This is a genomic window from Bacteroidota bacterium (genome assembly GCA_016720935.1).
Classification (GTDB): Bacteria; Bacteroidota; Bacteroidia; order AKYH767-A; family 2013-40CM-41-45; genus JADKJP01.
In genome coordinates this window covers 186178-210413 of sequence record JADKJP010000007.1, presented here as the reverse complement: position 1 = coordinate 210413, position 24236 = coordinate 186178, and the positions used below count along the sequence as shown (strand labels likewise).

General features: G+C 43.4%; 13 protein-coding genes, 1 tRNA gene and 1 pseudogene. 6 read left to right on the top strand and 9 right to left on the bottom strand.

Translation table 11 applies throughout. The features are described from left to right. Nucleotides 1-17: 17 nt before the first annotated feature. The 5 genes and pseudogenes from IPP86_15115 to IPP86_15095 form a co-directional block, all read right to left on the bottom strand. A complete protein-coding gene (locus tag IPP86_15115; GenBank protein ID MBL0139833.1) occupies nucleotides 18-1052 on the bottom strand; it encodes an RluA family pseudouridine synthase in 1035 nt (344 codons plus the stop codon). A 54-nt stretch (nucleotides 1053-1106) separates the two neighbouring features. Continuing rightward, nucleotides 1107-2984, bottom strand: coding sequence for a T9SS type A sorting domain-containing protein (locus IPP86_15110; protein ID MBL0139832.1), 1878 nt, complete (start codon nucleotides 2982-2984; stop codon nucleotides 1107-1109). Nucleotides 2985-3084: 100 nt separating this feature from the next. Continuing rightward, complete coding sequence (locus tag IPP86_15105) at nucleotides 3085-3846, bottom strand: PASTA domain-containing protein (protein ID MBL0139831.1); 762 nt, start codon at nucleotides 3844-3846, stop codon at nucleotides 3085-3087. 10 nt (nucleotides 3847-3856) lie between these two features. After that, nucleotides 3857-6565, bottom strand: coding sequence for a D-alanine--D-alanine ligase (locus IPP86_15100; GenBank protein MBL0139830.1), 2709 nt, complete (start codon nucleotides 6563-6565; stop codon nucleotides 3857-3859). A gap of 101 nt (nucleotides 6566-6666) precedes the next feature. Next, a pseudogene (locus IPP86_15095) lies at nucleotides 6667-8794 on the bottom strand (S9 family peptidase). Nucleotides 8795-9431: 637 nt separating this feature from the next. Here IPP86_15095 and IPP86_15090 point away from each other — a divergent pair. Then, the gene (locus IPP86_15090; protein MBL0139829.1) at nucleotides 9432-9620 is read left to right on the top strand and encodes a hypothetical protein; all 189 of its coding nucleotides are present in this window, start codon (nucleotides 9432-9434) and stop codon (nucleotides 9618-9620) included. A 176-nt stretch (nucleotides 9621-9796) separates the two neighbouring features. On the opposite strand, the gene IPP86_15085 is transcribed toward IPP86_15090, so the two are convergent. Next, entirely contained in the window at nucleotides 9797-17509 is a 7713-nt protein-coding gene (locus IPP86_15085) for a PKD domain-containing protein (protein MBL0139828.1), read from the bottom strand. Nucleotides 17510-17968: 459 nt separating this feature from the next. Here IPP86_15085 and IPP86_15080 point away from each other — a divergent pair. From IPP86_15080 to IPP86_15060, 5 genes are all read left to right on the top strand, one after another. After that, a tRNA-Pro gene (locus IPP86_15080) sits at nucleotides 17969-18042 on the top strand. A 134-nt stretch (nucleotides 18043-18176) separates the two neighbouring features. Next, nucleotides 18177-18902, top strand: coding sequence for a TerC family protein (locus tag IPP86_15075; protein ID MBL0139827.1), 726 nt, complete (start codon nucleotides 18177-18179; stop codon nucleotides 18900-18902). A gap of 174 nt (nucleotides 18903-19076) precedes the next feature. After that, entirely contained in the window at nucleotides 19077-19946 is an 870-nt protein-coding gene (locus tag IPP86_15070) for a universal stress protein (protein MBL0139826.1), read from the top strand. A gap of 1 nt (nucleotide 19947) precedes the next feature. Next, nucleotides 19948-21180 carry a cation:proton antiporter gene (locus tag IPP86_15065; protein MBL0139825.1) on the top strand — a complete coding sequence of 411 codons (1233 nt, stop codon included), beginning with the start codon at nucleotides 19948-19950 and terminating at the stop codon, nucleotides 21178-21180. A gap of 10 nt (nucleotides 21181-21190) precedes the next feature. Further along, a complete protein-coding gene (locus IPP86_15060) occupies nucleotides 21191-21712 on the top strand; it encodes an AAA family ATPase (protein MBL0139824.1) in 522 nt (173 codons plus the stop codon). On the opposite strand, the gene IPP86_15055 is transcribed toward IPP86_15060, so the two are convergent. The 3 genes from IPP86_15055 to rlmD are packed head-to-tail and all read right to left on the bottom strand — an operon-like array spanning nucleotide 21704 to nucleotide 24191. After that, nucleotides 21704-22210, bottom strand: coding sequence for a phosphoribosyltransferase (locus IPP86_15055; protein MBL0139823.1), 507 nt, complete (start codon nucleotides 22208-22210; stop codon nucleotides 21704-21706). The genes IPP86_15060 and IPP86_15055 overlap by 9 nt on opposite strands. Before the next feature lie 19 nt (nucleotides 22211-22229). Continuing rightward, nucleotides 22230-22763 carry a C40 family peptidase gene (locus IPP86_15050; protein ID MBL0139822.1) on the bottom strand — a complete coding sequence of 178 codons (534 nt, stop codon included), beginning with the start codon at nucleotides 22761-22763 and terminating at the stop codon, nucleotides 22230-22232. Further along, nucleotides 22764-24191, bottom strand: coding sequence for a 23S rRNA (uracil(1939)-C(5))-methyltransferase RlmD (rlmD, locus tag IPP86_15045; GenBank protein ID MBL0139821.1), 1428 nt, complete (start codon nucleotides 24189-24191; stop codon nucleotides 22764-22766). It abuts the gene before it with no gap. Nucleotides 24192-24236: the final 45 nt, after the last annotated feature.

The following is a 24236-nucleotide window of genomic DNA, read 5'->3' as shown; positions in this document are numbered from 1 at the left end:
ACAAGTTGCAAAAATATCTACTCTTTCACATACTTCACATAATGTCTCCATTTGTCAAGCACAGATGAAAAATCATTGGGCAGGGGACATTCGAAAAACAATTTCTCTTTTGTAGTAGGGTGGATGAAACCCAAGGTCTGCGCGTGAAGCGCTTGTCGTGGGATCAACTCAAAACAATTGTCGATGAATTGTTTGTAGCGGGTAAAAGTTGTTCCTTTTAAAATTCTGTTACCACCGTAGGTTTCATCATTGAAGAGTGGATGTCCGGCAAATTTCATGTGTACACGGATCTGGTGCGTACGACCGGTTTCCAGTTTACATTCTACCAAAGTTACATAACCAAAACGTTCCACAACTTTGAAATGAGTCACAGCATGTTTTCCATGTTCGCCGGATGGAAACACATCCATGATCTTGCGGTCTTTCAGACTTCTGCCTACATGACCGGTGATTGTTCCTTCGTCTTCTTTAAAATCACCCCAGACAAGCGCCAGATATTTTCTGTCGATGGTGCGTTCAAAAAACTCTTTTGCGAGCGCGGCCATCGCGATTTCGCTTTTCGCGATCACGAGTAAACCGGATGTGTTTTTATCAATACGATGCACAAGCCCCGGACGACTCCGGTTGTTTTCATTCTGAGGTAGATTCTGAAAATGAAATACCAGCGCGTTCATCAGGGTTCCGGTATAGTTTCCGTATGCGGGATGAACAACCATGCCTGCAGGTTTATTAATAACTACCAGATCGGCATCTTCGTACACGATATCAATAGGAATGTCCTGCGGAATAAGTTCGATTTCACGAACCGGTTCCGGAAGTACTACCTGGATATCATCCTGTGGTTTTACTTTGTAACTTGATTTGACCGGCTTGCCATTTACCAGGATGCAATCGGCATCACAGGCTTGCTGAATTTTATTTCTGGAACTATGTTCCAGGCGATTCATCAGAAATTTGTCGATACGCAGCAGCGACTGTCCTTTGTCAACCGTGAAGCGGTAATGCTCATACAATTCATCCTGTTCAATGGCCTCGGCCTCTTCGTTTTGCATGTCGTGATGTGATGAGCGATAAAAATTTGGATGAAATTCAGGATATTGAATGAATCAGTACACCATAAATTTCATTGTGGAAGAAACAGCGGCTTTTTTCGCGGTCAGACGCAGAAAATAAAATCCGGAAGAAAGATGTGCCGTATGTATTTGATTTCCGGGAATTGCTTCCGCGGTTTGAATTTGTTTGCCTGTAAGGTCACAAATGGTATAGCTGTATTTTTCTCCCGGCTCCTGTTTGAAATCGAGAACAAAATCATTTTCTACCGGATTCGGATAGAGTGTAAATGGAAGCTCAGGAGTTTCCAGTTCAGTCACGGAAATCAAATTTCCGCGTGTAATTGTGTCTCCAAACAAAGGGCGGATCATCAGAGATCCTTTCACTTGTGAATTGTACCAGTATCCGTCCAAATGATAGAACATCTTTGTGTGAGCATCGGTGTTTCTGTCCAGACCAAAGCCATACAAGGTCTGTGGCTCATTCTGAATCACACCCACATAAATATTTCCCGCGGGAGCAATCAGCAGAGTGTCGAACAGATAAGTCGCGAAACCGTTAATCGCATCCACGTTTGCCGGTTTCTGGTTGATCATTTTATACACCAGTTGATCTGAATTCGCTCCGACATTCACATCGCTCCAATAAGCGAGCTGGAACAATTTGTTGTGTACGTTGAGTCCAACCGGATTGAAATAAATCTGAACACCACGTAGCGTATCCTGTTTTTTTACATTGAACTGATAAGCGAGTTTGAGATCGGTATTACCGGAAAGTCCGTAACCGATTTCAGCGCTGCCATCATCATATGCGTAGTAATTGTAAAACTTTTGCTTTAAATAGCTGGTATCGTTGTGCGCATTAGTAATACCACCGGTTTGTGTAAAGTAAACTTTCATCGTGAAATCCGTGCTGTCCTGAGGTACAATCGGGAAAGCAAAACTATTCAAAGGTACAGCGAATGGAATATAACTGTTCGATGAAGGAGAAGAAATGGATCCGCTGTTGTTGGTGAAAATTTGCAGGCCTCCGCTATTGAACACGGACACAGATGGAATAAAAGATGTCTGTCCGTAATTGAGATCATGAATCGTATCGAGGATGTCGGTCACCATCGCATTGAGTGGTGTCGACAGGGATTTGTAATGTGTATACGGCATCGCGGAAAATTCCGAAAGCAGGGAAACATGTGGTGTAACCAGTGCATTGTCACGAATAGAATCATTCGCCACAGTTTGCTTGGCAAGAATTACATAGTCGAGGTTCCAGTGATCTCTGTTTCCATTCACTGTCGCGATGTTGTAAAAGCGCAACTGGAATCCTTTGTAATGATATGCTGTATCATTGATGTGAATGTTGGCGCGTTGAAATGCTGTATCGCTTTGTCCGGCAACAGACCAGACATTCACCCAATCATTGTTTCTCTTTCTAAATTGTACGACCAGAGAATCATCCGTTTCAGGAATGTCGCCCAAACCTTGTGGCTGGTAAAAGAAGCTTAACCAAACTGTACCCGTATCCGGCCCAAGATTTCCAAGGTCAATCGGGCGTGAGGTCAGATGATCAGCAATCGCTTCGGATCCGCTAAGACTATCGTGTGGTCTTCCCAAAGCATCCAGTCCATCGAGAGTCGCGACACCAATTGTTGGTGGATTGACAGCGAAAGAAGTATTGATGAATGCGTCCTGATCTAACCAGAGACTGTCAAAAGGATAAATACCCTGTCTGGAAAAATCATCGACAAAAGGAAGCAGTAAAGTATCATCTATTGCCGACAAGCGGTTGATGGATTCATTGTGTTGGAGTCGGTATGCGTTGATTGCCGGGTTGGAACCCAATGGAACAAATACTTCCTGAGCAAAGCAGGAGAATGGAAAGAGCAATACAAGGCAGAAACGCGATAGGGAAAATTTCAGGTATTTTGGAATCGGCATAGGATCGAATTATGTTCCTGTTTTAGGCAGGAAAACTGGTCACGAAAATACGAATAAAGAATGGGTTTAGGAATCCTTAAAATTGACCTGAAAGGGGCTTTTACCTGATAAAAATGTCCACCGCTTCGCCCTGGTTGATCATTGAATTTTCGGATGCTTCGGGAATTTGTTTATAAACCTTTGCAGTAGTGGAATCCTTCACTCCAGGATCCACGTGTACTGTTCCGATTGTAAGTGATGAACCTTTGAGCACAAACAAGGCCTCACCACGGGTGAGTCCGTTCAGATCCGGAACAGGAACTTCCGTATTTCCCATTCCATCACCAAGCACCAGGTCGATGACCGAGCCTTTGAATATTTCCTTTCCGGGATGAATGGAAGAACCTTTATAGATTTGATCAAGCACTGCATTTCGTGCCAGATCCGGTCTGTAAATCAATTGTCCTACTTTCAATCCAAACGATTCAAGAATAGCTTCTGCCTGCCGGTAGGATACATCGATCAGGTTGGGCATTTTTACTTTTGGCGGCTGAGAAGAATTTACCGTGAGATAAATCGTCCGGTCTTCTTTTACTTTTGACTCGGGAGCAGGATCCTGTTCGAGTATCGTGCCGGGTGTTTTTCCTACTTCAAAAAGAGAATCCACAACTTTAAAGCGAAGGTGTTTGTCAGCAAGGAAACTTTCCAGTTTTCCCATTTTCAACCCACGGAGATCGGGCACCGTAATACTTTCACCATGATGGGTGAAATTCCCAAGCCAGAAGTAAAGTCCCAGGAACATAATTCCCATCACCGAAAAAGCCGCGATGAGATTCACGAAGAACGTTCTGCTACGGAGAAATTTAAAGAGATTGGAAAGCATATTTTTATGATCAGGCGATACGGACGGGGAGATTTTTCTTTTTCAATCCATATTCCAGGATACCATCAATGAATTCATAAGGCTTATATCCGGCAATGGCGCTTTGGTGGAAGATACAGGTCGCAGGAGTCATTCCCGGAAGTGAATTTACTTCGATGAAAATCACTTCCACTTTTCCGTCAGCAAATATACGTACAAAGGCATCGATGCGTGCATAGCCTTCGATATTGAGAATTTCAGCGGCACGCTTCAGTTCATCACAAACAATGGCGGAAATGCGAGCACGTTCTTTCGGATCTTTTGCATAACGAGCAGGAGTGATGTTCTGACCTTCACCGGCAAGAAATTTTTCTTCCAATGAAAGTACATCACCTTCTGATAATGCTTCCGATGCTTCGAAGACTTCATACACAAGTTCACCGGAATTGGTGAGGTGGGTGAGCATACCACCGGTGATTTCGAGAAAATGTACAGCGTCTTTTCGTTCGATCAGTTCTTCGATGAGGAACTGTTGTTTTCTCGGAAATTCTTCTTTCATTTTCAAAGCAAGTACTTTCGCGTCAGCTGCAATCAGTTCTTCCTGCTGACGGAAAATGAGATCTGAAAAGGCGAGAAGTTCTTCTTCGTTCCGGATTTTTTTCACCGCGCTGCTGCAACCGTCATCCACCGGTTTTGCGATGAATGGGAAACTGAAGCGTTCGAGAATATTTTTTACAAATGCTTTTTTATCGAGATTCCAGTCACCGATATTCACCAATGCATGTCTGGCGATGGAGAATCCATGTTTGTGAAGGATTTCGTTGGTCTCGTATTTGTTGATGGTCACCTTGGAGGAATTCACCCCGGATCCATTGTAAGGAAGCCCGACTGATTCCAGGTGACGTTGTACTTCTCCGTCTTCTCCCGGTCTTCCATGCAGCGCGATAAAAACAACATCACACAAGCCTGACAATTCGGAATAGCTGATCCTTCTGGGCTGAAGAACATTGTCATCATCGGTGTATTTGTTGGTAATCGGTTCGCAGACATCCATGATTTCGCGGATCACTTCATGCACATTGAAATGCATGATCTTTTCTCGGATATCATCAGCGTTGTCTTTCAACATCAGGTTCACCGGAATCTGGAACAACTGGTGATCTTCGCTGTTGCCGGTAAGGAATACCGGAATCGCTTCGTATTTTTCGGAAGAAGATAACTTCTCGTAAATATTTCTTCCGCTTTCAACAGAAATGTGTCGTTCCGATGAGAAACCACCCATGATGACTGCAGCACGGACTTTATTTTTTCCTGCGGATTTTAGAGTGAGGATATCCTGATCCAGACGATCTAGAACAGCAGGTAAGGAATGAATGTTTTTCATATCCTTCTGACGTTCCCAGAGTGAAGTACGCAGGATATAAGTGAGAAACTGCGAAGGGTTAAGTCCGATTTCCGCGGCCTGATGGAAAAAGAATGAAGAAGGCATCATCCCGGAAGTGGTATTGGGGTCATTCAGGAATACTTTTCCTTCATCGTTGATAAAACCATCGATACGTGCATACACATTGAAGCCAAGAGAGAGGAATAATCGTTCACAATCTTTACGGATATTCTGAATGTGTTCGTAAGGAAGATTGATGGGAGTAATTTTGCGCGAAAGTCCGGGTAGATATTTTGAGCGGTAGTCGAACAGTTCTTTTCCTTTGCGGATTTCGGTAGGAGGTAAGGCAACAGGCAATCCGTCTTCATTGCGGATGACGATGCAGGAAAATTCTTTTCCTTCGATAAATCCTTCAATGATGATTTCGCTTTCCGCATCCAGACTTTGGATTTCGAGCTCGTTTATTCCGTTCCCGAAAAGTGAATTTATTTTTTCGAGTAAATGTTCGGGATGATAAATAACATCCCTGCCGGATGGAGTCGTGACGAGTACAGGAATTCCGATTCCTTCACGGATATCTGTTAGTGTGCGAATGAAATCAACCTGTTTTACATTGTTTAATTTCTTCCAGTCAGTAAGAGATATTTTTCGGATGAAAAAAGACTGGTCGATGGCTTGTGCTAATTTTTCCGCATTGTCATCCATGAGGATGCTTACGCCAATTGAAGAGCCCTGGTTTGCGGATTTTACTACGCAGGGAAAGCCTATTTCTGCCCTGACTTTTTGGTAAATGACATCCTTGATTTTCTTGCCGGTCCATTCGGATCGGTTGAGGGTGAAAAAAGCAGGACTGTTGAAGCCCGCCTCTTTCATCAGGTGTTTTTGTGTGGCTTTATTGATGCCGATGGAAGATGAAAATATTCCGGATCCGGAATAAGGTATACCGAAGTATTCCAGTAAACCCTGGATTCTGCCGTCCTCACCGTAGGGTCCATGCAAACAAAGAAACGCGAAGTCGATAATTTCAGAAAGTTTGTCGGCTGCGATTCGTTTGCCGAGAAGGGATGTTAATTTTTCCTGTTCCGCGGAATTCAGATTGCCAAGACTTTCAGCGTATACCTGGAAGTCGTGAGCAGACGCAGGCAGATGATCCACTGGAGGATAGAAGTCGCGAATACTTCCTTTGTAAATATACTCCCAGTTGAGCTGGATGAAATTCCCGAAACTATCGACAAAGAGAGGTACAGCCTCAAAAAGGGATTTGTTGAGGTTGTCATATACTGTGCGGCCACCGGCAAAAGAAATTTCACGTTCTCTTGAGAAGCCTCCAAATACAATTCCGACTTTTAATTTCATGAATGATCCCGGTCTATGCTCCGGGTTGACAAAGTTAATAAAAGTCGGGGTGAAGGTTTTCACCGACACCCCGACTTTTCACGTTCACGTGTTCAAAAGTATCAGTTGACAGTCATGCCCAGATTGTACATGAGGAAGGAGAATATATCGGTTTGTTCCTCGATTTGTTTGGAGATGGGTTTGCTGGATCCCAGCACAGTTGTTCCTGCATGTCCCGCGTTTACATCAATACGAATTAGAACGGGGTTGCTGCCTTTATATTTTTCCTGGAGGGTAGAAATAAATTTAAAGGAATGCGCCGGAACCACACGGTCGTCGTGGTCGCCGGTGGTTACCAAAGTAGCCGGATAGTTGACATTTTCACGGATATTGTGGAGTGGGGAATAGGAGAGCAGGTTTTTGAAATTGCTTTCGTCTTCACTGGAGCCATAATCGCCTTTCCAGGCCCAACCAATGGTGAAGGTATGGTAACGAAGCATGTCCATAACGCCCACTGTCGGAATCGCTACTTTGAAAAGTTCTGGTCTTTGGGTCATGACTGCTCCAACCAGCAAACCACCATTAGAACGTCCATTGATTCCGAGTTTCTCCGGATTGGTGTATTTTTCTTTGATGAGATATTCCGCTGCGGCGATAAAGTCATCAAAAACATTTTGCTTTTTCAATTTCGTTCCGGCTTCATGCCAGTTTTCTCCATATTCACTTCCTCCTCGGATATTAGCCAGAGCGAATACTCCGCCATTTTCCATGAAGACAAGTCTCTCCAGTTTGAAAATCGGTGTTTGCGGGAGACTGAATCCGCCGTAACCAAATAATAGAGTAGGGTTAGCGCCATTGAGGACAACTCCTTTCTTGTGGACAATAAACATTGGTACTTTGGTGCCGTCTTTACTGGTATAGAAAATTTGTTTGGTCTCGTAATCAGAAGGATTATAACCCAGTCTTGGTCTGAAGAAAATCGCGTTTTCTTTTGTCTTCAGATTAAACCGATAGATGGTTGACGGGGCGGTGAAAGTATTCAGGGAATAGAAAAATGTTTCGTCTTTTCTGGAAGCGCTGAGTTGATCGACAGTACCCACAGTCTCCATGGGAATATCGTAAAGGAATTTTCCTTTTTTTATCATAAATCTTTAAAAGACTGTGCGCGTCTTTCATGTATTTTGCAATGAACATATTGTTACCAACAGCAACTTCTTCCAGTACTTCAGTTGTTTCAGGAAGAATATCTTTCCAGGGCAAAGTCGGATTTTCAGCATTCACTGCAACCAGCTTGTAATTCGACGCGCCTTTGTTGGTGAGAATGTAGATAGTATTGCTGTCGTTATCCACCACGTTGTAGTCGTTTGTAAAATCAGCAACAATTGTTTTCCATTCTGCTTTGGGCTTTTTCAGATTTTTTATCATGAGGCTGTTGCCGCTTGTTCCTTCTGATGCTGCAAGAATTAAATAGCGTTCATCTTCAGTAGTACCGGCTCCAAAATTTCTGAGCGGATGGGCTTTATCTTCATACACCAAACGATCAGCTTTCTGAGGAGAATTCATGGAGTGATAATAAACTTTGTGATGTTCATTTTTACCTTTCAGAACGTTTGCTGAATCCGGAGCGTCATAGCGGGAATAGTAGAAACCATTTCCTTCCCATGCGATTCCTGAGAATTTTACCCATTCAAGTTTTTCCGGTGCATCTTTGTTTACCCAGGTATTGCGGATCAGAATTTCGCTCCAGTCTGATCCTCCTTTGGATATTTCATAAGCTACCCATTTTCCATCCTTGCTGACGGAAACACTTCCGATATTCACTGTTCCATCAGCACTCATGCTGTTTGGATCAAGAAATGGTTCCGGTTTCGCGCTCCATTTTCCTTTCAGAATATTCAGCACGTATTGATTCTGGAGCCCATCATTCATGTACATGAAATAATTATTTCCACCTTTAAATGGTGCAGCCTGTTTTGGATAATTCCAGAGCTGGGTAAGGCGTTGTTTTAGTTTTGGACGGAAAGGAATCTTTTCCAGATAATCAAAAGTCACGGCATTTTGTTTTTTTACCCATTCAGCTGTTTCCGCAGACTTGTCATCTTCAAGCCAGCGATATGGGTCCGCTACTTTTGTTCCGAAGTAATCATCGGTCTGATCTGTTTTACGCGTTGCAGGATAGTTTAATGACTGACTATTGGCCCACTGAATGGAAGTCAGCAAAAGAGCGGTAATGATAAATTGTTTCTTCATAGAGATCGTAATTATTCCACAATGGAATGTTCGATTAAGAATCTTGAATGCGATTTTTTGGATAAGGATGGCCGAAATTAGGAAATTCCCTCTTTTCGGGGCAATTCTTAACATGTTCACCTTCAAAAATCTTCCATTTACCTTGTAAAAGCCCATATTGACAAAAAAACACCCTTTCGCATGTCTGTATCACTGTACTTTTGAGCCATCAATATCGTTCATTGAAGCAGTCTTAAACGTTTTAATTCTGCCGATAATAATGCAGGAATTTTTCCCGGGTGAATTTGATCCCTCATCCCTTAATTCGACCCGGGGAGTTTTTTGGTAACGGTTGATGCACAAGTCCTCGTGTTTCCAACTTGTCTTTTCATCAATCGTTACCCCAAACCTGCCTTTATGAAATGTTAGTTTTGTTTAGGTGAATATGTCCACGACCCTTCCGCTTGCGGGAGGGTTTTGGGCTTACAGGGGGTGTCATTTCACACTCACACTCACACTCACACTCAGAATGAAATTGTGTGACCCTCTTCATTCACCCTGAATCTATTTGGATTCACCCGATATACTAACCAAAAAGCCAAATTAAATTGAGTTCGGCTTGCTTCAGGCTTAGTTTTGTTTACACAATAAAAACAGAATGGGATACAACGAATTTTACACACAGGGATTTTTGCCTAAGGACGAAAAGCAAATCAGCTTATTCGAAGACTTCAAACGACTGCGAAGCATTTTTGGGACACCACATAAATTTGCCTATCTGCGTTCACTTGCGCGAACAAGGAAGTTTACCCGCACCGTGTATCCTCCGGGATGGCAATACCGGTAAAATAAAAACCCTTCTCCGGTTCCTGCGAAACCGGGGAAGGGTGGAAAGAAATCGCTCCGGTGATTAGCTCAATCAAATTGAGTTGATGCTCCGGGAATGGGGGAAAAAGAAAGGACCCCCGGTTGCGATGCCGAGGGCCTTTCAAACACACCATGAAAAACCAAACGCACTATCTTTTAATATACGATGCTAACATGACCAACCCATTCTGAGTATTTTCCGTCAACTCCCCAACCTTTGATTTTGTATACATAAGTGTCGGACTGACATTTTTTACCCTGGTAATAACCATCCCAGGATCCGTTGAGACCTTCCCAACTGGTGAGGAGTAATCCCCAACGGTCGAAGATCCAGACCTGGATGTCTTTCATTTGGGTATGGTATGGACGGAAGTCGTCATTTTTTCCATCACCGTTTGGTGTAAAACAATTCGGTACATACAATGTAGAATGCGGACGTACTTCAATTGTTTTGAGGATAGTATCACGACAACCATAAGAGTTTACCGTAATTAATAAAGCTGAATAAACACCTGTATCCTGGAATGTATGTACAGGGTTCAGAGTGGTGCTTGTGAAGCTTCCGTCGCCGAACTGCCACTGGTAAGAAGTAAATCCCTGTGACAAATTCGTGAAATGAACTGTAGGAGAAAGTATGTCAGCTACAATTGGATCTGCTGTGAAATCAGCAAGCGGACTACCGAACACGCGGATTGCAGCCGGTTGTGTGTAAGAAGACTGACAACCTAAATCGGAAACAACTGTGAGAGAAACATCATACTGACCGCCGTCTTCGAAGACATGTGTAGGATGTTGATCAGTAGAAACTGCGCCATCACCAAAGTTCCAAAGCCATCCTGCGATGTTTCCTGTTGTGATAACTGAATTATCATGAAAGATTGCATTCAATGGTGCACAACCCTGGAACCCACCTGCAAATGTTACTGAAGGATTCGGATTGACTTTCACGAGAGTAGAATCTGTATTTGTACAACCCTGATTCGATACTGCTGTGAGATAAACATAGTATTGTCCGGGTGCCGCATACGTATGTGTCGGGCGAGCTTGTGCTGAGGCTTGTGCGTCACCAAAATTCCAGGCATAGCTGCTGATATTACCGGAATTTATTGTAGTGAGGTTTTGGAATGATGTAGCAGTACCCTGACAAACATCTTCACCTGCAAGATCAACATCCGGTTTTTCATAGATTGTCAATCTGCGCAAGTCGCTGGATGAACAACCGTGTCCGGTTGTGGACACAAGAGTTACATCATAAGTACCCGGAGTATTGAAGACATAGCTAAATGTTGAGTCAGTAGAACTTGTTCCATTGCCCAAATCCCAGAGATAAGACACTGTTTCACCTGTTGTATTCTGGCTGGCGTTCACAAACTGAACGGGAGCACCTTCACAGGCATTGGATGTTTGAATTGCAGGGGCACTGTTTCGGAATATTTCCACATCTCCCTGGAGATCATCATAACATCCATATGTAGTGGTTGTTGTGAGCATTACAGAATAATTACCTGCCGCTGCATACTGGTGATCCGGTTCTCTTTCAGTTGAAGTTGATCCATCACCAAAATTCCAGTTCCAGGAAGCAATTGATCCGTCCTGAGAAACAGTCTGATCTGTAAAATGTGTAGGTAATCCTATACACACATCGTTAGCTGTCCAGTAAGCTGTTGGTCCGATATACACAGCAATGCTCTGAGTGATCTGATCGGTACAACCATTTGCTGTTGTAACAACCAGGTCTATATTAAAATTACCGGGGTTACCAAAGCTGTGGGAAGGATTCGCAAGTGCGGAAGTAACGCCATCACTGAAATCCCAGTAGCTGGTATAAGCGATACCACCGCTGACTGAACTTTGATTCACGAATTGATTCGCATTTCCAAAACAAACGTTGTTTGTTGCAAATGCGGCAACAGGATTCGGGAAGATATTGACATTGTTAGAATATACACTTGTACATCCATTGTTTGTAGTAACTGTCAACTGAACCGGATAGGTTCCTGAATTGGTATAAATATGTACAGGCTCGTCGAGGTTGGATGCTGTTTGGTCAGCGAAGTCCCAATTCCAGCTCGCGATGCTACCTGAAGATACTGTTGAACCGTCAAGGAATTCCACTTCAATACCTTCACAAACACTCTGTGCTACGAAGTTCGCTACAGGAAGCGGATAAACATCTACTGCATCCTGAACGGTATCTCTGCAACCGAAATTGGTTGTGCTGATCATGGTAATGATGTAATTACCATCATTGGCATATGCATGTGATGGTGTCAATTGACTGGAAGTGGAGTTGTCACCAAATGACCAGTAAGTATTTGTTATTGTCCCACTCACCACTGTGCTTGTATTCGTAATTCCGATTGGAGTATTCGCACAAGCCGGAGTTGTTACGAAACTTGCCTCCGGTAATGGATGAATGGTAACTGTTCCGGTAGCTGTGTCTGTACAACCCTGGGTTGTAGTCGCGATTAATTCAACGGTATATTGTCCTTCAGACGGATAACTGTGTGAAGGGTTATTCAGTACAGAAGTGTTACCATCACCAAAATTCCATTGGTAAGAAGCAATACCAGCTGTGGATGAATAAGAAGCGTTGACAAATTGTGTCGCGGATTGAGCACAAACTGCAGGAGCTGAGAAGGAAGCTGTAGGCAATCCGTTGATCGCGACAGTTTGTGTGATTGTATCTCTGCAACCATGATCCGATGTTACCACCAGGGTAGTATTGTAAGCTCCTGTAATGATGTATGTATGCGAAGGAGATGCAGCCAATGATGTTCCGTTGTCACCAAAGTTCCAGGACCATCCGGTGATTGAACCGGAAGAAATATTGGACAAATTGGTAAATGCTGTTGCATTGGTACGACAAACAGTTGGAGCACTGAAATTCGCAACAGGTAAAGGATACACCTGAACCGCCTGAGAGATGCTTGCAGAACAACCCGCAGCTGAGGTAATATTCAGAGTGGCTGTGTAAGATCCATCGGATCCATAGCTATGTGTTGTATTTGAAGAAGCGGATGAATTTCCATCACCAAATGTCCAGTTGTAATTTGCAATCGAACCGGAAGTGATAGATGACTGGTTTGTAAACAATGTACCAGTTCCAAGACATCCTGCTGTAGCAGTAAATGCAGCAACCGGAAGCGGATTGATCGTGACATTGTGTACAACCGATCCGCTGCAACCGTTAGGATCCGTGATGGTGACGAAATATGTTCCACCGATTGTTGTTGTAATTGATTGAGTGGTTTCATTGGTTGACCAGAGATATGTACAACCCGGATTTCCGGCATTCAATGTAGCTGATTGTCCCGCACAAACCGCAGTTTGTGTTGGAACCGCATTCAGGGATCCACCCACACTCACGTTTGTGGAACCAAGGGCAGAACAACCATTCGCACTTGTTACAACTACAGTATAACTTCCTGAGTCAGAAACAGAGATGGATTGAGTAAACTCTCCTGTTGACCAGGCGAAAGTTGATCCCGGGTTTCCTGCATCAAGTGTAGTACTGAAGCCGGGGCAAATAAAGGCTGGGTATAAATTCACTACAGGAATTGGATTGACCACCACAGAAACTGTATCTCTGCTTACACAACCATTTGCATCAGTACCGATTACTGTGTAAGTACTGTTGGCTGATGGTGTAATCAATACTGTTGCTGTATTATTTCCAATTGGATTCCATTGGTAGCCGGATGCGCCTGTTGCGGTAAATGATATTGTTGAACCAATACAAATGCTGAGATCAGGTCCTGCTGAAACTGTAGGCAATGGATTTACATTCACGTGCACAGTGTCGCGGCTGACACAGCCATTTGCATCTGTACCGGTGACGATATAATTTGTACTTGCAGTCGGATTTACGCTATAAGACAAACCGGTAAAATTGCCGGGTGTCCATACACAAGTTGCGGTACTGGCAGCTATAAGAGTAGTCGAACCACCCTGGCAAATACTCGGATCCGGATTTGCAACTACTGATGGAAGAGTATTCACTTGAACATTGACGGCATCGCTGGAAGTACATCCATTTGCGTCTGTCACTGTTACAGTATAAGATGAATTCGTAACCGGAGAAACGGTGATTGAACTGTTGTTTTGTCCACCCGGTGTCCATACATAAGAGGAGCCTCCATTTGCAGTCAGCGTTGCTGAAGAACCTGTACAAATAGATTGATCTGTTCCTGCATTCGCGACTGGAAGCGCGTTGACAGTCACCGCCTGTGTTACCGTATCCGTACAACCATGATTTGATGAAATGATCAGGTTAACATTATATGATCCTGCCGCAGCAAAACTGTGAGACGGAGAAGATTGTGTTGAAGTATAGGTATCGCTAAAATCCCAGAAGTAAGATGCAATTGAACCGGTTGAAATGGTTGAATTGTTTAGGAAGCTGGTTGGACTTCCAAGACAAACTGGGGTAGTAGTGAAGGCAGCTACAGGTGATGGGTGTATTGTCACCGGATGTGAGATTGTACCACTGCATCCTCCTGCTGTAGTTACCTGTAAAGAAACAGTATAGTTGCCGGCTGTTGAATATGCATGTGCCGGATTTTGGAGAGTAGAGGAATTTCCATCTCCAAAATCCCAATTGAAAACGGTAATATTTCCTGTGCTTACAGATGAAAGGTCTGTAAACGCGATCGCCGAATTTGCGCACGCATTACCAGCACTGAAATCAGCAACCGGCAATGGATTTACATTGACAAGCTGACTGATTGAATTTGAACAACCATTGGAGCTGGTTGTGGTGAGTGTAGCCGTATAACTTCCGGCTGCTGAATATGCATGTGAAGGGTTTTGTTGATTGGATCCGGTGGTATCACCGAAATCCCAATTCCATGATGTAATTGAACCACCAGCCACTGAAGATGCATCCGTAAATTGCGTTGTACCACCAATACAAACGGAGGTTGAACTGAAGTTTACAACCGGTAATTGATTTACCTGAGCTGTCACAGTAATCGCTCCGCTACAACCTGATGTGTCCGTTACTGTAACACCATATGTACCGGCCGTATTTACAACGATTGTTTGAGTAGTTGCACCGTTAGTCCAGGAATAAGTCATACCCGAATAACCTGCATCAAGTGTTGCACTGTCGCCCTGACAGAAGGCCACATTTCCCAGATTGATGGAAATGGAGGAGCCTGTATTTACATTACAGGAAGCACTTGCACTGCAACCAAAGGCGTCTGTAACAACAACACCGTAAGTTCCGCCACCTGAAATATTAATGACCTGTGTGGTTTGACCATTGGGTGTCCATTGATATGAAACTCCGCCAGGACCTGCATCCAATGTTGCAACGGAACCCGCGCAAAGGAAGAAGGATTGCAGATTTACAGGAGGAGGAGTATGCACATTCACGTTTACTGTTGCAGAAGCGGTACAGCCGGCTGCATCGGATGCGGTAACAGTATAAGTAGCAGATCCGGAAGGATTCACGGTTATGACAGAACTGGTATCACCGGAAGGGCTCCATGTATATGTTACACCACCACTTGCATTCAGTGTCGCGCTCGCCCCGCTACAGATGTCAACATCAGGACCGATGCTGACTGTAGGAAGCTGGCCAACGTTTACTGCAACTATATCTGAGTAAGTACATCCGTTGCCATCAGTTCCTACTACTGTATATTGTGTAGTAACTGCCGGGTCAACGGTGATTGTCTGAGTAGTATATCCGCCTGGCATCCAGGTGTAATTGAGTGCACCACTGGCTGAGAGATTCACAGTTCCACCTGCGCAAAGGAATCGGTCGGCACCTGCAGAAACAGAAGGGACAGGGTTCACATTTACATTCACTGTATCACGAGCCTGACAACCATTTGCATCAGTAACTGTGACTACGTATGAACCAGAACCTCCCGGATTGACAACAACAGTTGAACCGCTGCCACCACCAGGTTGCCATGTGTAAGTACCACCACCTGTTGCATTCAAAGTAGCGGAAGTTCCGGCACAGATTGTTTGATCGGCACCTGCATTTGCTACCGGTAATGGATAAATTGTAACCGGATGTTGAACTGTATCCATACAACCTGCTGCATCACCGGAGATAAGCGTTACTATATATGTACCTGCAGTATCATATACATTGCTTGGATTCTGTAAAGTCGAAGTGTTACCATCACCAAAATCCCAGTTCCATGTATTGGATGCGGGACTGGTTTGATCAGTAAACGCGACAGCTGTATTGATACAAGAATTGGAAGCTGCAAAATCCGCGACAGGAGGGGCTACAATTACAACTTGCTGAACAAGTGTATCCAGACAGCCGAGTGTATTTTCTATAATCAAGGCTACATCATAAGTACCCGGAGAACCGTATTGGTGGATTGGGTTTTGGATGGTTGAAGTGAAACCATCGCCAAAGTCCCAATGCCATGACCAGATGATACCTCCGGGAGTAGTGGACTGATCAGTAAAATGGATCGGACTGTTCACACAGGAAGTAGGAGTGTAGGTGAATGCAGCAGTAGGGATAAATGGCATGGTTACCACAACTGTATCAGTTGCTGTACAACTACCGTCGCTTGCTGTTACAACCCAGGTTCCTGAACCGACTGTGATGGATTGCATTGTTGATCCGTTGTTCCATAAATAAGTATATGTACCACTACCACCGGTCGCATTGGCCGTTAGTGTGGCAAGGTCACTACAAGCAATTTGCTGATCGGGTCCGGCGTTGACCTGGATTCCGACAACATTAACTGTATAAGAATAGATCTGACTACCAATATAAGGACAGGCATCGTCAGCAACCCGAACTGTAAATGAATAAGAGTTTCCGATGTCCGCAGAAGTTGGTGTCCAGCAGAATGTTCCTGTTGGATGAAGAGTGGTATCGGTAGAGAAAGTCGCTCCCGGGATACCATAGTCCCAGGTAACAGAAAGTTGCTGACCCGGATCCACATCATTGGAAAAGATGTTGAAGCAGGTCTGCTGATTCGCGCATATAGTGATAGAGAAATTATTGGTACCGTTAATACCGGTAAGTGTCGGAAGTGTATTCATACAGTTCATCACTGTAATCTGAAGGTCACGTTCAACACTACCGATTAAAACACCATTTCTGTATTCAAGGACATTTACTGCCATCACAGTTACTTCCAACGCTTGCGGTGTCATGCAGATATCTCCTGTCGCAGCATTGAAACTTGTGGCAGGAAGCGAATTTAATGGGTTGCTGGCGTTGTAAGGAGCAATGTAATTCACATTGGTACCTGCAGTTTGTTTCGGAGTAATCAATTGGTAAACCAGGGAGTCACCATCTGTATCGTAAGCTCCATGGTTAAAACAATATTGCTGACCACGACAAATGAAAGGAACAGGTTTATTGGAAAATGTAGGGGAACTGTTGCAAGGGGTGATCAGGTTGTTCAGGGTAGCATATATATAGAATGTGCTGGAACCCGGAGTTGTAATCGTGGTAATCGCCGCATTTCTGCAACACAGGGAATAAGAGAAGATCCAATCGGAGCATTGCATAGGAAGGGTGATGATTCCGTCATATACCCATTCCTGGATTCCCGTAAATGATCCGCCATTGCAGGTAGTAACCGAACTTGAACATGCGGGAGTTACTTCCTGACCGGTACCAGGGCGAGGGTAACAAGTCACGCCGAGGCTTTGACCGCATGTAGCGGAATTTATTGTTACAAACGGATTCGCGGGTGCCGCGATACCGATGCAATCCCGGTAAAATGACAAGGTGATCTTGTAGGTGTTGCCGCCCAGACATTCATAAGTAAGGTCGGCGCCCATCGTATGACTTGCGCGAACATTAATTGAAGAAATCAGGCCAAGTACCAGTACGATGATTACCAGGAATTTTCTGTGTAAATTTCGTTTCATGCTCTTCGAATTATGTGGTGGAAAAATGCCTGGGAGCACGGCACGTCGACACACCACTTTTTCTACACACTAAAACTACCCTAATGCTTTAGGAGAAGTAATCGAATGGCCTCATCAACAGCCTCTTGTAAGAATTTGGTGAATTGAATTAATTCCTGCATATCCAATGTTTGAAATCAATTCAGGAATGCGGACAGCGGAAAAAAATGGATCGTCTTTGAGTAAAAAATACTTGTAAGAAAAACCCGCTTATTTTTCAGGGACAATAGAATCCTTTTCTGGAACCTGCATTAAGTGATTTAATTACACTTTGCCATTCCATTTTTAGTTCAATAATTTGATACATTTGCACCTCGAAATTTTGAAATAAACGCGATCCGGGGAGTTTTAACGGAATTGGTTTATTCAGGAAAAACTGGTTTAACAGACACGGAATTTTGATTAAAATTTCGGTTGAATCGGGGTGTAGCGTAGCCTGGTAGCGCGCCAGCATGGGGTGCTGGAGGCCGTGGGTTCGAATCCCGCCACCCCGACTACAGGAAGGTTTGAGTTTCGGTGTAATTGTTTGTTGTGTACGCTTGCATGGCTTATTTTCAAACGAATTCCATCCATGCTCAAACCTTTGATTTTTATTAAAAAGAAATTCTCAAACGATTAAAAAGCTCCTATGCTGCTTACCTTGTTTTCGGTGGATGGAATGATTGGCCTGGTAACTCTGGTTTTACTGGAAATCATACTTGGTATCGACAATATTATTTTCATCGCGATACTTTGTAGTTACCTCCCTAAAAAAGATCAGCAGAAAGCCCGGACCATCGGATTGATGCTGGCCATGGTTTTTCGTGTCTTGCTTTTGTTGGGAATTTCCTGGTTGGTTCATCTTGTTGATCCTTTATTTTACATCGGTAGCTTTGGTCCGAGTGGTCGTGATCTGATTTTGTTTAGCGGGGGTGTATTCCTTGTTTATAAAACAGTTAAGGAAATCTATCACAAACTCAAAGGAAAGGATCATGGTCCTGAAGCAGAGAAGGAGCGAAAGATGACCGTAAGCCAGGCGATTCTTCAGATTACAATTATTGATATCATTTTCTCCTTCGACAGTATCCTTACAGCAGTTGGATTGAGCAGGGATATTGTAGTAATGATTACAGCCGTTGTCATTTCTATGTTTGTGATGCTTCTCTTTGCTCCGTATGTGAGCAATTTCATCAACAAGTTTCCAACTTTAAAGATGCTGGCACTTGTGTTTCTTGTTTGCATTGGTGTACTGCTGATTCTTGAAGGAGTGCATGTTCATGTCGACAAGAGTTACATGTATGTTGCCATGGCATTCTCGCTCATCGTTGAGTTGTTAAATATCCGGATGAGGAGATTGAATCATCAATCCTTGTAGAATTTGTTCAATGTTCAAAGTTCGATGTTCAAAGTTTGGAGAAGATTGAAGATCTGATCCATTGCCTTTTGAAAATGTAATTTTGGCCTCATTTTTCATCAAGATTCTCCCTTTTTTTATTTGGTATTTAACCGAATAAAGTTAGATTTGTAGGAGTACTTAATCCTGCATTCTATGATCAAAGGAAGACCTTCATACCCGTTTGATACGATTGCACTCGCGATTGCTTTTTCACCAAGGCTGGAGCAATTGATAGCAGAGACCAAAAGGCTTACTGAGACGCATCAGGCAAGGGCTGTGTTCATTCATGTAGGGAAGAAAACTTCGGATAAGCAGCGTCAGCTGACGGGTTTGCTCAATCAATATGGTTTTAATGATACCAATTCTTTGATCGCCTGGGAACAGGGAAATCCTGTTGATTCCATTCTTACTGTTTGCAAACGTGAGATAGTAGACCTCCTGATTATCGGTGCTCTCGAAAAGGAAAATGTACTTAAATACTACATGGGCTCCATTTCACGCGAGATCAGCAGAAAGGCGAAATGTTGTGTATTAATGCTCATCAGGCCTTCCGTGCAACCTCGTCCTTTCAGAAAAATTGTGGTCAACGGACACGAACATCAAAAAACTTTAAATACTCTGAATACAGCAATCTACTTCGCAAACAGGGAAGGAGCCAGCGAAATGACGATTGTTGATGAAGTGGATATTCCTGCCATGTCAATGAGTATGGCGGAAGACAGTACAGAACCTGAAGGCAACCAGATCCGAAACGAAGTGATCAGCGAAGAAAACTCAAGGATGTCAGGAATGTTGAGCAAAATATCCCCAGGGTCAATACGTGTGCATCATAAAATTATCAGCGGTAGAGCGGGGCATACCATTTCAAAATTTGCATCCGAACAAGAGGCGGATTTGCTTGTTGTAAATTCTCCCGATCATTCGCTCAGTATTTTCGACCGCATTTTTACACACGATATTGAATACATGCTGGCCGATATGCCTTGCAATATGTTGATTGTGCATACACGGAACGTTGAGTAATATGAATGATCTTTCGCACCATGAAGTGGTGGTGCTTTTCCTTTCCATTGGTATATTATTATTGTCTTCGCGTTTGCTCGCTGAACTGGGACGCCGTTTTGGTTTACCGGTGGTCATGGGTGAAATGATTGTAGGCATCCTTCTTGGACCAACATTATTCGGGACATTTTTTCCGGAAGCTTATAGTGAATTGTTCCCATCCACCGGACCGGTTGCAATATCACTGAAAGCGATTGTAAAGCTTAGCGTGGTGATGCTGCTCTTTGTCGCGGGAATGGAAGTGCAGCTCCCTGTTATGCTGAAACAAGGCAGACTGGCCCTTTCCACAAGCCTGACAAGCATGATTGTTCCATTCAGTCTTGGTTTTTGGATTTCCTGGCAATGGCCGGAATTTTTTCTCCGTGATCCCCATGTTTCTCCTCTTGTTTTTTCTTTGTTTTTTGGAACAGCATTATCCATCACAGCATTGCCGGTAATTGCAAGGATTCTGATGGATCTGAATATGTACAAAACCAAAATCGGAATGCTCATCATGGCATCCGCCATGTTTAATGATCTTCTTGGCTGGCTCATCTTTTCGGTAGTACTCGCTCTTGTTGAGAATAAAGGTGTCGGAACCGATATCGGGTTGACGATACTTTACATCTGTATTTTCGGAATTTTCATGTTAACGATCGGGAGGAAAATATTAAACCGTATTCTTCCGTTCATACAACAGAAATTCAGCTGGCCGGGTGGTGTGTTGTCGATTGGATTGGGTTTGTGTTTTCTCGCGGCTTCCTTCACGGAAAGTATCGGGATTCATGCCATTCTGGGCGCCTTTATCATGGGCATTGCATTGGGTGACAGTGTTCATCTTCATGAAAGAGCAAGGGAAATTATCCACCAGTTCGTCACGAACATCTTCGCTCCGTTGTTTATGGTGAGCATTGGATTGTATGTAAACTTTATTGAACATTTTAATCTGGGATTAATTCTCATGGTTCTATTCCTTGCCTGTTTGGGAAAAATTGTTGGTGCCACTGGTGGTGCTATGGCCGGAGGATTGAATTTCCGCGATTCCGCCGCGGTAGGAATGGGCATGAACGCACGTGGTGCCATGGAAATCATCCTCGGAACGCTGGCATTCAGGGCAGGAATTATCCAGGTAGAATTGTTTGTCGCATTGGTGGTCATGGCACTTGTAACCAGTCTTGCGAGTGGTCCTTCCATTCGTCGCATCTTAGCACGCTGATCAATTCTGTATGAATATCTTTCTGATAGGTTACATGGGCAGTGGCAAATCCAAAACCGGTGACGCGCTTGCTAAAACACTGAACTATTCTTTTGTGGATACCGATCAATTGATCGAAAAACAAACCGGGAAAACCATCGCGGAACTTTTCTTTGCACCCGGACCGGAAGAATTTCGTCTGATGGAAAAAAAACTCATCCGGAATTTGTCAGAAGAAACAAATCAGGTGATTTCTACAGGTGGAGGTTTGCCGTGTTATTTTGACAACATGGAATGGATGAATGATCATGGATTGACCATTTATCTGGAAGCCAATGCAGGATTACTTTTTCACCGCCTTGTGAGAAACAGAAAGGGGAGACCTTTGATCGAAAATATTTCAGATGTTGATCTCATGGAACAAATCCAGAATCACCTGATTGATCGGGTTCCTGTATATGATCAGGCACAGCTGAAAGTCAGCGCTGCCAGTCTGGATGTAAAAATGCTGACAAGTGAAGTCCAGAAAATTCTGGAAAAGGAATCAACTTAAAATCGCGGAGGCTTTACCATTTTCGATTTCCACCGTTACATGTTCCTGTAATGTTGTGGCCAATGAATGCCCGACATAATCTGCAGCGATCGGGTAACGACGGTGGTTCCGGTCAACCAAAACTGCTGTTCTTATTTTTTTGATATCCGCGGCCAGGAAAGGTTTTAAAGCGTACATCATCGTTTTACCTGAGTTCAGAACATCATCTACAAGTATAATCACTTTACCCTGCAATTGTGCACCCGTTAATGGTATTCGGATTTCACTCATGGTCTGAGAATGCTTGTCGAGCTGAACATCGATAAGCTGAATATTAAAAGGCGCTATTTTTTTCAAAACGGCGGAGAGCATTTCTGCAACCTGGTATCCGGTAGAACGAATCCCGGCAACTATGATTTCTTTTTCTTCGGTATTGTCTTCATACACCTGATAAGCAATTCGGTCAATGCGCTGTTGAATCTGTTTTGAACTGAGAAGAATGGTGTTTGTACTTTCCATGGTTGCGTGGGATTATATTTCAGGACTTAATACGTCCGGCCTGATAGAAATATTTCTGATAATAGGGTTCGGTTAAATCACTGATGGTCACTCCGAGTTGAGTGCTGGCATGCGCGAATTTATTCTGACCGAGATAAATTCCAACATGGGAGATCCTGCCTTTTTTAATTTTAAAAAAAACAAGGTCGCCTTCACGCAGCTCTCCTTTTTTTATTGGATTAACTTTTTTATAAATATCCCGCGCGCTGCCTGTGAGAAGAATGTGATAAGAGTCTTGCATCATCCGGCATACAAAACCTGAACAGTCGATTCCCTTTTCTGACTCGCCGGAATATTTATACGGAGTTCCCATCCATTCTCCGATCGATTGAAATAGTCGCGGGTTGTTGATGTATTCAATTTCGTAGCCAAACATGTTGGAATAAACGAAACACCATTCGAGCTGTTGTTGCTCCCTGTCCTGACTGTCTTCCATTTCCATAGGATGTCCATCCTGCGCGCCGGCAAGACTGGAAATCAGAAAAAAGAAAAATAACAATCGCAATGTTTTCATTTAAATCGATTGATCAGCTATTTCTTTTCTTTTGAGCAAGACCACATTTTCAACATGTGTCGTGTGCGGAAACATGTCTACCGGTTGAATTGCTTCTACTTTGTATTTTTCATCCAGCATGGCCAGATCTCTTGCCTGTGTACCCGGATTACAACTTACATAAACGATTTTTTCCGGAAATAATTCGAGCATTTTTCGAACAACATCCGGGTGCATACCGGCCCGTGGAGGATCAGTAATGATCACGTCCGGTCGTCCGTGTTCCAGAACGAATGCGGAGGTGAGTGTATCTTTTATATCCCCGGCAATGAATGTTGTATTGGACAATCCGTTTTCTTTCGCGTTTTCCTTAGCGTCTTCAATGGCAACGGGAACATTTTCAATACCGACCACATGCCGGGCATTTCTGGCTATAAAATTAGCGATTGTTCCGGTACCTGTGTATAAATCATAAACCAATTCCTTACCGTTTAATCCCGCAAAATCCCTGGTTATTTTATACAATTCGTATGCTTGTTCAGAATTCGTCTGGTAAAAGGACTTGGCACTTATTTTAAATTTCAATCCTTCCATTTCTTCCAGAATATAATCCCTTCCTGAAAATAGGTGCACAGGTAAATCGAATACGGTATCGTTTCTTTTAGGATTGATGATGTATTGAAGGGAAGTTATTTGAGGAAATTTATCTTTCAGAAAATTCATTAACAAATTTCTCTCTTCCTTTTTGTCTTCATGAAATACGACATTCACCATCCATTCCCCGGTAGAAGTAGAGCGGATGATCAGGTTGCGCATGAAGCCATGGAGATTGATCACGTCAAAGAATTCAAATTGATGATCAATACAAAATTGTTTCACGGCATTTCGAATCTGATTGGATAAATCATCCTGCAGATAACATTTTTGCACATCAAGAATTTTATCAAATCGTCCGGGTACATGGAATCCCAAAACATCCTGAGTAGCGGAAGCATCTGTTCCAATTTCTTCCCTTGTCAGCCAGCGTTTGTTGGAAAAGGTAAATTCGAGTCGGTTTCTGTAAAACTCCGTTTTCTTTGAACCCAAAATCGGACGAATCTCCGGTATTTCTATTTTACCAATTCTGACAAGCGCCTGTTCCACCTGTTCTTGTTTAAAGAACAATTGCTTTTCATAACTCATGTGTTGCCATTTGCAACCACCACAAATTCCAAAATGTGTGCATATAGGATCCCGTCGGTCAGGTGAGGTTTCTTTAAAGGCTACAATTCTGGCTTCAAAAAACTTCTTCTTTTTTCTGTAGACTTCAACATCTACAAGATCCCCAGGAACTCCGCCTTCAATGAATACCACTGCATTGTCCATTCGTGCTACCGATTGTCCATCGGAAGAAGCATCGATTACACGAAGATTTTCAAGTCTGCTGCCTTTATTTATAGGTTCATCCATATGGCTGCGAAATTAACATTGAAAATTGATTTATAAGGCTAAAAT

Excerpts from the sequence above, each read along its gene's own strand:
- IPP86_15115 (MBL0139833.1), bottom strand. The coding sequence starts at position 1,052 with ATGCAAAACGAAGAGGCCGAGGCCATTGAACAGGATGAATTGTATGAG.
- IPP86_15110 (MBL0139832.1), bottom strand. The coding sequence starts at position 2,984 with ATGCCGATTCCAAAATACCTGAAATTTTCCCTATCGCGTTTCTGCCTT.
- IPP86_15105 (MBL0139831.1), bottom strand. The coding sequence starts at position 3,846 with ATGCTTTCCAATCTCTTTAAATTTCTCCGTAGCAGAACGTTCTTCGTG.
- IPP86_15100 (MBL0139830.1), bottom strand. The coding sequence starts at position 6,565 with ATGAAATTAAAAGTCGGAATTGTATTTGGAGGCTTCTCAAGAGAACGT.
- IPP86_15090 (MBL0139829.1), top strand. The coding sequence starts at position 9,432 with ATGGGATACAACGAATTTTACACACAGGGATTTTTGCCTAAGGACGAA.
- IPP86_15085 (MBL0139828.1), bottom strand. The coding sequence starts at position 17,509 with ATGAAACGAAATTTACACAGAAAATTCCTGGTAATCATCGTACTGGTA.
- IPP86_15075 (MBL0139827.1), top strand. The coding sequence starts at position 18,177 with ATGCTGCTTACCTTGTTTTCGGTGGATGGAATGATTGGCCTGGTAACT.
- IPP86_15070 (MBL0139826.1), top strand. The coding sequence starts at position 19,077 with ATGATCAAAGGAAGACCTTCATACCCGTTTGATACGATTGCACTCGCG.
- IPP86_15065 (MBL0139825.1), top strand. The coding sequence starts at position 19,948 with ATGAATGATCTTTCGCACCATGAAGTGGTGGTGCTTTTCCTTTCCATT.
- IPP86_15060 (MBL0139824.1), top strand. The coding sequence starts at position 21,191 with ATGAATATCTTTCTGATAGGTTACATGGGCAGTGGCAAATCCAAAACC.
- IPP86_15055 (MBL0139823.1), bottom strand. The coding sequence starts at position 22,210 with ATGGAAAGTACAAACACCATTCTTCTCAGTTCAAAACAGATTCAACAG.
- IPP86_15050 (MBL0139822.1), bottom strand. The coding sequence starts at position 22,763 with ATGAAAACATTGCGATTGTTATTTTTCTTTTTTCTGATTTCCAGTCTT.
- rlmD (MBL0139821.1), bottom strand. The coding sequence starts at position 24,191 with ATGGATGAACCTATAAATAAAGGCAGCAGACTTGAAAATCTTCGTGTA.